Annotated in this window: 5 protein-coding genes; 3 read left to right on the plus strand and 2 right to left on the minus strand. The window is 65.5% G+C overall.

Annotated features, from left to right (window positions below):
• Nucleotides 1–237 precede the first annotated feature (237 nt).
• The gene (locus E4K65_RS42445) at nt 238–1,788 is read right to left on the minus strand and encodes an AMP-binding protein (RefSeq protein WP_135179165.1); all 1,551 of its coding nucleotides are present in this window, start codon (nt 1,786–1,788) and stop codon (nt 238–240) included.
• 18 nt (nt 1,789–1,806) lie between these two features.
• The gene (locus E4K65_RS42450) at nt 1,807–2,961 is read right to left on the minus strand and encodes an iron-containing alcohol dehydrogenase (protein WP_167771600.1); all 1,155 of its coding nucleotides are present in this window, start codon (nt 2,959–2,961) and stop codon (nt 1,807–1,809) included.
• 545 nt (nt 2,962–3,506) lie between these two features.
• On the opposite strand from E4K65_RS42450, the gene E4K65_RS42455 reads away from it, so the two are divergent.
• From E4K65_RS42455 to E4K65_RS42465, 3 genes are all read left to right on the plus strand, one after another.
• Nucleotides 3,507–4,724: an efflux RND transporter periplasmic adaptor subunit gene (locus E4K65_RS42455; protein WP_167771601.1), complete on the plus strand. Its 1,218-nt coding sequence runs from the start codon at nt 3,507–3,509 to the stop codon at nt 4,722–4,724.
• A complete protein-coding gene (locus E4K65_RS42460; protein WP_135179168.1) occupies nt 4,721–7,888 on the plus strand; it encodes an efflux RND transporter permease subunit in 3,168 nt (1,055 codons plus the stop codon). The genes E4K65_RS42455 and E4K65_RS42460 overlap by 4 nt, the downstream gene beginning before the upstream one ends.
• Nucleotides 7,889–8,063: 175 nt before the next feature.
• Entirely contained in the window at nt 8,064–9,257 is a 1,194-nt protein-coding gene (locus tag E4K65_RS42465) for an ABC transporter substrate-binding protein (protein WP_135179169.1), read from the plus strand.
• Nucleotides 9,258–9,531: the final 274 nt, after the last annotated feature.

Genomic DNA, 9,531 nt, shown 5'->3' on the forward strand with positions numbered 1-9,531 from the left:
ATAGCGAGGCCCTCGCAGCGAGGCAACCGGCAAGGGTGGCGGCGCTCTCGACAATTCGGATGACGGAAGGCCGCAGGGGCTTTTCTCTCACGATGTGAGAGTGGGGGCGCCAGTTCCTGCGCAGGCGTTGGGCCCGACTATCGCAACAAACTCCGCCGTCACGCGGTATGGGTCCCGGCCTTCGCCGGGACGACATCGTGGCGACGTGCGTGCCAAACAGCCGCACGTTACGGCCCCTCACACAATCCGCGACGCCTTGTTCCCCCAGTACCGGTCCCTTAGCAACCGCTTGTACAGTTTGCCCGTCGGCAGGCGCGGCAGTTCCTTCTCGAAATCGACCGAGCGCGGCACCTTCTGTCGCGACAGCGACGCCCCGCAGAAGGCGATCAGCTCCTCGGCGAGCGTTTCGCCCGGCACCACGCCCGGCATCGGCTGCACCACCGCCTTCACCTCTTCGCCGAGATCGGGATTGGGCACGCCGAACACGGCGGCATCGGCGACCTTCGGGTGGGTGATCAGCAGATTTTCGCATTCCTGCGGATAGATGTTCACGCCGCCCGAGATGATCATGAAGGTGGCGCGGTCGGTGAGGTAGAGGAAGCGATCGGCATCGACATAGCCGACGTCGCCGACCGTGCTCATGCTGCCGTCGGCGGAGCGCGCCTCCCTGGTCTTCTCCGGATCGTTGAAATATTCGAAGGGCGAGGCGGTCTTGAACCACACCTGGCCGGGCGTGCCGGTCGGGCATTCCCGCATGTTCTCATCGAGAATGTGGAGGTCGCCCAGCAGCACCTTGCCGACGGTGCCGCGATGGGCGAGCCACTCCTCGCTGTTGCGGGCGGTGAAGCCGAGGCCCTCGGTCGCGCCGTAATATTCGTGGATGATCGGCCCCCACCATTTGATGACGTCGTCCTTGACGAGGGCCGGGCAGGGCGCCGCGGCGTGGATCGCGATCTCGAGCGAGGACAGGTCGTGGCGCTTTCGCACCTCCTCAGGCAGCTTCAGCATGCGCGAGAACATCGTCGGCACCAGCTGGGTGTGCGTGATGCCCCACCGCTCGACGAGCTCGAGATAGCGCTCGGGGTCGAACGTCTCCATGATGATGACGGTGCCGCCCATGCGGATCGTGAGGTTCACAGCGGCTTGCGGCGCGGAGTGATACAGCGGCGCCGGCGACAGATAGACCATGCCCTCGCGGTAGTGCCAGAGCTTCGTCAGGAAATCGAACAGCGGCAGATTGTGCTTCGGCGGCTCCTCCGGCAGCGGCCGCAGGATGCCCTTGGGCCGCCCTGTCGTGCCGGACGAATAGAGCATCGCGGTGCCGAGCCACTCATCCGCGATCGGTGTCTTCGGCAGATCGGCGGTCACCGCGGCAAGGCCGACGATGCGGTCACTCTCGCCGGGGCCGTCGGCGACGATGCAGAGCTTGATATCGGGGCAGGCCTTGATCGCCTCGCGCGCGATGTCGAGCTTCGCCACGGAGGTGATCAGGATCTTGGACTGGCTGTTGACGAGGAGATAGGCGAGCTCGCCCGGCGTCAGGAAGGAGTTGATGCAGGTGTAGTACAGCCCGGACCGCTCGCCGGCGCCGCAGGCCTCGAGATAGCGGGAATTGTTCTCCATGAAGATCGAATAATGGTCGAGCCGTTTCAAGCCGTGCTTGCGGAACAGATGCGCCAGGCGGTTGCTGCGCGCCTCCAACTCGCGATAGGTGACGGTTTCGCCGGTCGCGGCCATGATGAAGGCGGGCTGGAGCGGACGCAGGCGGGCATGGTGACCAGTGTACATCGATCCTCCGGCTTGAGGTTATGCGGCGAGAAGCAGGATTTCGCGCAACTGCGCGGGGCCGTCGATCTTGCGCGGGTTGCGGGGCACCCAGGGCGTGCGCATCGCCTGTTCGGCGATGGCGTCGAAATGCTCCGGCGACACGCGCACGTCCGCAAGGCTCCGTGGCATGCCGAGCGAGCGGATGAAGGCATCGAGCACATCGGCGGCATTGTGGCCGGGAAAGCCCATGGCGGCAGCCACGATCGTCTGGCGCTCGGCATTGTCGCGCGCGTTCCAGCGCATCACCGCCGGCAGCATGATGCAGGAGGTGTAGCCGTGCGGCACGTCGAAGGCCGCCCCCAGCACGTAGCCGATGCCATGGCTCGCACCCATCGGGACGCCGGCCGCAAGCGCGCCCATCGACAGCCAGGTGCCGATCTGCGCGTCCATCCGCGCGTCGAGGTCGGCAGGATCGGCCTTCACCCGCGGCAGCGCGTCGGCGAGCATGGCAAGGCCCTTGACCGATTGCGCGTCGGCATAAGGGTGCGTCTCGCGCGAGCAGATCGCCTCGACGCAATGGTCCACGGCGCGGATGCCGGTGGACAGGAACAGCCATTCCGGCGTGTGCACGGTGATGGCGGGATCGAGGATGGTCGCGCGCGGCACGGTGAGCGGATGCCGCAGCATCTGCTTCACATGCGTGCTGCGGTCGGTCACGCCCGCGATCGAGCTGAACTCGCCGCCGGCAATGGTCGTCGGCACGCTGATCTGGCGCACGGCCGGCGCGTTCATGTCCGGCGCGACGCCCTTGTGCACGCGGATGCGCTCGATGCCGTCGATATCATTGATGCCGTTGGCAAGACAAAGCTGCACCGCCTTGGCGCCGTCGGTGATCGAGCCGCCGCCGACCGTGACGATCAGATCGGCGCCCACCTCGCGCGCCGCATTGGTAGCCGCGATCACCGCCTCGCGCGGCGTGTGCGCCGGCATGGCGTCGAACACGCCCGCGCAGCGCGCACCCAGCGCCTCTCTGATCTTCTCGATTTCGTCGGTCTGCCGGTTCAGCGTGCCGGAGACCATCAGGAAGGCACGGCGCGTCCCCAGCCGGTCCATCTGGGCGACGATGGCGCCTGCCGCAGGATGGCCAAAGACGACCTCCTCGATCGCGCCGTAAACGACACGTCCCTTGTGCACGCCTGTCCTCCCGGACAATTCGTCTTGTTTTTGTAGGGGTAATCTAGCCGAGAGGCCGGCATCCGTCATGTGCGAAGACGCTGGGGCAACTCTTGTCCTCCCCCCGGGGAGAGCTATCGCATGTGACTTCTTGGCGGGGGCCTGAGCACGCCTCGTCCTTCGAGACGACCGCTTCCAGCGGTCTCCTCAGGATGAGGCTGAGCGGCATCTTTGCCGGTCGAAATTGCTGCCGCGCACTCCGTCCTCATCCTGAGGGCCCGCCAAAGGCGGGCGTCTCGAAGGATGGGCCGCAGAGCAACGGGCTTGAATGCGCTTGCAGGGGAGGGTGGGAACGTTCTCTTTCATCACCAGACTTAAGCGAGCTCAATCCGACCCTCGCGCCCGCTGCCGTCTCTCTCCCTGTCAACCCATCATCCGGCTAGGTCCCCTCGCCGAGCATTGCGCGAGCCATCGTCTTGAAGATTTCACTATGGCAGCCCATCTTGTGTCCCCCGCGGGTAGGCGCGTACCCTGCGTTTTCTGCGGCTTTTATGCGAGGACCTGGGATGAGCGGACCGGATGGAAGCGAGCAATTTGTCAAAACGCACGATTTCGTTCGGCCGCGGCCTTACGCCATCGCCGGCCTTCTCGCCGCAGCATTTGCGCTCACCGGTTGCGGACAGCCGGCCTCGCAAGCCTCTGCCCCGCCGCCTCCGCCGGTGACGGTCGCCCAGCCGGTCAAGCGCACCGTCACCGATTGGGACGAATTCACCGGCCGCTTCGAGGCGGTGGAGGAGGTGCAGGTGCGCCCCCGCGTCGGCGGCTTCGTCAACTCCGTCGAATTCCAGGACGGCGCCATCGTGCACCAGGGCGATCTGCTCTATGTCATCGACCCGCGTCCGTTCGAGGCGGTGGCTGAGCAGGCTGACGGCCAGCTCTCCGATGCGCGTGCCAAGGTGGAGCTTGCCAAGCGCGAGCTCGACCGCGGCCTCAACCTGGTGCAGACCAGCGCCGTCTCCGAGCAGGTCGTCGACCAGCGCCGGCAGGCCCTGCAGGCCGCGCACGCGGCGGAAGTGCAGGCCGCGGGCGCACTGAAGGCTGCCAAGCTCAACATCGAATTCACCCATGTGACCGCGCCCCTCACGGGCCGCGTCAGCCGCCATCTCGTCAGCCCCGGCAATCTCGTGCAGGGCAGCGATACCGGCACCTCGACGCTGCTCACCTCGATCGTCGCGCTCGATCCGATCTACGTCTATTTCGACATGGATGAGGCGACCTTCATCAAATACAGCAAGCTCTGGTTCGAAGGTAAGCGCCCGAGCTCGCGCGATACGGCGAACCCGGTGCAGGTGACGCTGGCCGGCGAAACCAAGCCCTCGCATGAGGGCACCATCAACTTCCTCGACAACCGCCTCGATGTCTCCACCGGGACCCTGCGCAGCCGCGCGGTGATCAAGAACACCGATCTGTCGATCCTGCCCGGCCAGTTCGGCCGCGTCCGTCTGATCGGCAGCGCACCCTATGAGGCGCTGCTGATCCCGGATGTCGCCGTTGCGACCGACCAGTCCCGCAAGATCGTGTTCGTGGTCAAGCCTGATGACACCGTCGAAGCGCGCCCCGTGGTGCTTGGGCCGATCGACGACGGCCTGCGGGTGATCCGCGAAGGGCTGAAGGCCGACGACCGCATCATCGTCAACGGCATCCAGCGCGCCCGCGTCGGCGCCAAGGTAACGCCGTCTCCCGCGCCAGCGCCGGCCGGCGGCAAGCCCGGTGACAAGTCATGAACCTTGGCCGCCTCTCCATCAACCAGCCCATCCTGGCGATGGTGTTGTCGATCGTGCTCCTGATCGTCGGCGCGCTGGCCTACACCACGCTGCCGGTCTCCGAATATCCGCAAGTGGTGCCGCCGACCGTCGTCGTCACCACGCAATATCCGGGCGCCTCCGCGCAGACCGTGTCCGACACGGTCGCAGCTCCGATCGAGCAGCAGATCAACGGCGTCGAGGACATGCTGTATCTCTACAGCCAGGCGACCTCGAACGGGCAGCTGACGATCACCGTCACCTTCAAGCTCGGCACCGACCTCGACAAGGCGCAGGTGCTGGTGCAGAACCGCGTCGCGATCGCGCAGCCGCAACTGCCGGACGAGGTGCAGCGCAATGGCGTCGTCACCCGCAAGAACTCGCCCGACATCCTGATGGTCGTGTTCATGCTGTCGCCCGACGACAGCTTCGACCAGCTCTACATCTCCAACTACGCGCTGCTCCAGGTCCGTGACCAGCTGCTGCGCATCGACGGCGTCGGCGACATCCAGATCTTCGGCGCCCGCGACTATTCGATGCGGCTGTGGCTCGATCCTGACCGCATCGCCAATCTCGGCCTGACCTCGACCGAGGTGCTGGCGGCGATCCGCGCCCAGAACGTGCAGATCGCGGGCGGGCAGATTGCCGAGCCGCCGATCGCCGACCGCGCCTTCCAGCCGAACCTGACGTTCACGGGGCGCCTGAAGGACCAGAAGCAGTTCGAGGACATCCTGATCAAGGCGGGCTCCGATGGCCGCACGGTGCGGCTGCGCGACGTCGCCCGCATCGAGCTCGGGGCGCTGGCGTACTCCACCAACAGCTTCCTGTTGCGCAAGTCGGCGGTCGCGATGCTGGTGACGCAGCGGCCGGGATCGAACGCGCTCGCGACGGCCAAACACATCTCCGACACCATGACGAGGCTCAAGGAGAGTTTTCCGAAAGGCCTCGATTACAATATCGGCTACAACCCGACCGAATTCATCGCGCAGTCCGTCCACGAACTGATCAAGACCATCTACGAGGCGATGCTGCTCGTGGTCGTCGTAGTGCTGGTGTTCCTGCAGGGATGGCGACCCGCGATCATTCCGATCATCGCGATCCCGGTGTCGCTGGTCGGCACCTTCGCGGTGATGGCGGCGCTGGGCTTCTCCATCAACAATCTCACGCTGTTCGGCCTCGTGCTCGCGGTCGGCATCGTGGTCGACGACGCCATCGTTGTGGTGGAAAATGTGGAGCGCCATCTCGAGCACGGCCTGAGCCGGCGCGATGCCGCGCTCAAGACCATGGAAGAGGTCGGCGGCGCGCTGGTCTCGATCGCGCTGGTGCTGTGCGCGGTGTTCGTTCCGACTGCATTCATCGGAGGCATTTCCGGGCAGTTCTTCCAGCAATTTGCTGTCACCATTGCGGTCGCGACCGCGATCTCCTGCTTCTGCTCGCTGACGCTGTCGCCAGCGCTGGCCTCGCAGATTCTCACCCCGCATGAAGAGAAGCGGCCGCCGGCGAGCTGGAATGTCATCGCGCGCGGCTGGAATGCCTTCACCAGCGTGTTCAACCGCACGTTCGACCGTCTCGCGCATGGCTATGCCGGCCTTGCCAATTTCGTGATCCGGCACTCGGTGGTGATGATCCTGATCTACGTCGTGCTGATCGGCAGTGCCGGCTGGCTGATCGTGACCACGCCGCAGGGCTTCATCCCGGCGCAGGATCGCGGCTACGTCATCATCTCCGTGCAATTGCCCGGCGCGGCCTCGCTGGCGCGCACCACGGAGGTCGTGCGCGAGATCGAACGCATCTCGCTGGACACGCCGGGCATCGTCCGCGTCGCGGCCTTTGCCGGCTTCTCGGGTGCGACGCGCACGCAGGCCGGCAATGCGGCGGCATTGTTTCCGGTGTTCGACGAGCCCGAGGTGCGCCTGAAGAAGGGGCTCTCGGCGAACGCCATCACGGTCGAGCTGCGCAAGCGCCTGGCCGCGATCCAGGGCGCCTTCATCATCGTGATTCCGCCGCCGGCCGTACCCGGCATCGGCACCGGCGGCGGCTTCACCATCCGCATCCAGGACCGCCAGGGTCGCGGGCCCGAGCTGCTCGCCGCGGCCACCGACGAGCTCGTCGCCGCGGCGCGCAAATCGCCCTTGCTGCTCGCTCCGACGGTGTTCTCGCCGTTCTCAGCCAACACGCCGCAGCTGTTCGTCGACATCGACCGCACCAAGGCGCAAAAGCTCGGCGTGCCCATCGCCAACATCAACGACACGATCCAGACCTATTTCGGATCGACCTATGTCAACGACTTCAACCTCTTCGGCCGCACCTATCACGTCACCGCGCAGGCGGACTTTCCGTTTCGGAAAGAACCGAGCGACCTCTCGCGGCTGCGCACCCGCAACGCCTCCGGCGACATGGTGATGCTCGGCAGCGTGGTCGACTTCAAGGATGTTTCCGGCCCTGACCGCGTCGCTCGCTACAATCTCTATGCAGCATCCGAGCTCCAGGGCGAGCCAGCGCCGGGCGTGAGCTCGACCACGGCGCTCAACACCGTCAAGAAGCTCGCGGACGATACCTTGCCGAGCGGATTCACCTTCGAATGGACCGACCTCTCCTACCAGCAAATCACCGGCGGCAATGCCGGCCTGCTGGTGTTCCCGATCTGCGTGCTGTTCGTCTATCTCGTGCTCGCCGCGCAATATGGCAGCTGGACCCTGCCGTTCGCGGTCATCCTGATCGTGCCGATGTGCCTGCTCGCGGCCACCATCGGCGTGCGCATCATGGGCCAGGACGTCAACATCCTCACCCAGATCGGCTTCGTCGTGCTGGTAGGCCTGGCGGCGAAGAACGCGATCCTGATCGTCGAGTTCGCCCGCGACATCGAGCTCGAAGGCAAGCCGCGGCTCGAGGCCGTGATCGAGGCTTGTCGATTGCGCCTGCGGCCGATCCTGATGACGTCCTTCGCCTTCATCCTCGGCGTGCTGCCGCTGGTGATCTCGAGCGGCTCGGGCTCGGAGATGCGCCAGGCCGTCGGCGTCGCCGTGTTCTTCGGCATGATCGGCGTCACCCTGTTCGGGCTTCTGTTCACGCCGATCTTCTATGTGGTGGTGCGGAACCTGGCCGAGGGGAAGAACGCCAAGAAGCCGGAGGTCGCGGGCTCCTAGGTGTCGGGGATGGCAGCTGGCGCATCCTCATTCACGGTGTCGTCCCGGCCTTCGCCGGGACGACACCATTTTTGTAGCCCCACCTTCATACTAACGACCAACACGCAATGGATGGGCATTCCCGGGGTTCTTCACTAGTATCCGCGCGATTTCAAAACACTGCTGGAGCCAACACATGAAATCAGCCCTTCTCGCCGCCGTCGCAGCCTCGGCCCTGTTGCTGGCAGCGCCGGCCTCCGCGCAAGGCGTCAAGATCGGCATCCTCAACGACCAGTCCGGCGTCTATGCCGATTACGGCGGCAAATGGTCGGTCGAAGCCGCCAAGATGGCGATCGAGGACTTTGGCGGCGAGGTGCTCGGCCAGAAGATCGAGCTCGTCACCGCCGACCACCAGAACAAGCCGGATCTGGCGAGCTCGATCGCGCGGCGCTGGTACGACGTCGAGAACGTCGACATGATCACGGAGTTGACGACCTCTTCCGTCGCGCTCGCGATCCACGAGCTCTCCAAGGAAAAGAAGAAGATCGACATCGTGGTGGGCGCCGCGACCTCGCGTCTCACCGGTGATGCCTGCCAGCCCTACGGCTTCCACTGGGCCTATGACACCCGCGCGCTCGGCGTCGGCACCGGCGGCGCGCTGACCAAGGCCGGCGGCGACACCTGGTTCTTCCTCACCGCGGACTACGCCTTCGGCTACGCGCTGGAGAAGGACACCAGCGAGATCGTCACGGCCAATGGCGGCAAGGTGGTCGGCTCCGTCCGCGTGCCGCTCAATTCCTCGGACTTCTCCTCCTTCCTGCTGCAGGCGCAGAGCTCCAAGGCGAAGATCGTCGGCCTCGCCAATGCCGGTCTCGACACCACCAACTCGATCAAGCAGGCATCCGAGTTCGGCATCGTCGCCAGCGGCCAGAAGCTCGCCGGCCTGTTGATGACGCTCGCCGAGGTGAACGGCCTCGGCCTGCAGGCCGCGCAAGGCCTGGTGCTGACCGAGGGCTATTACTGGGATCTCAACGACAAGACCCGCAATCTCGGCGAGCGCTTCCTCAAGCGCACCGGGCGGATGCCGAGCATGATCCACGCCGGCACCTATTCGGCGACGCTAAGCTATCTCAAGGCCGTCAAGGCCGCCGGCACCAAGGATCCGGAAGCCGTTGCCAAGAAGCTGAAGGAGCTGCCGGTCGACGACGACTTCGCGCAAGGCGGCAAGGTGCTCCAGAACGGCCGCATGGTCCACGACATGTATCTGTTCGAGGTCAAGAAGCCCGCGGAGTCGAAGAAGCCCTGGGACTATTACAAGCTGCTCGCCACCGTCCCCGGCGACAAGGCGTTCTTCACCGCCAAGGACAGCGGTTGCCCGCTGACGAAGTGATGCTGATGGGGTAGGGCGAACGCCACACCTCCGGTGTCGTCCCGGACAAGCGCAGCCCCTGGCAACGCGTAGCGTTGTCGAGGGCGGAGCGCAGATCCGGGATCCATAGCCACAGGCCGACGTGGTTACGGGGACTCGGAGTTACCAGCTCGCGCCACAACTCCTCCCTGTGGTTATGGATCCCGGATCGGCGCGCGCCTTAAGGGCGCGCTTGTCCGGGACGACAGCGGAATTTGTGGCCGCAGCCCGCCCCTCACACCACCCGCAACACCAC

This window comes from Bradyrhizobium niftali (genome assembly GCF_004571025.1).
GTDB lineage: Bacteria > Pseudomonadota > Alphaproteobacteria > Rhizobiales > Xanthobacteraceae > Bradyrhizobium > Bradyrhizobium niftali.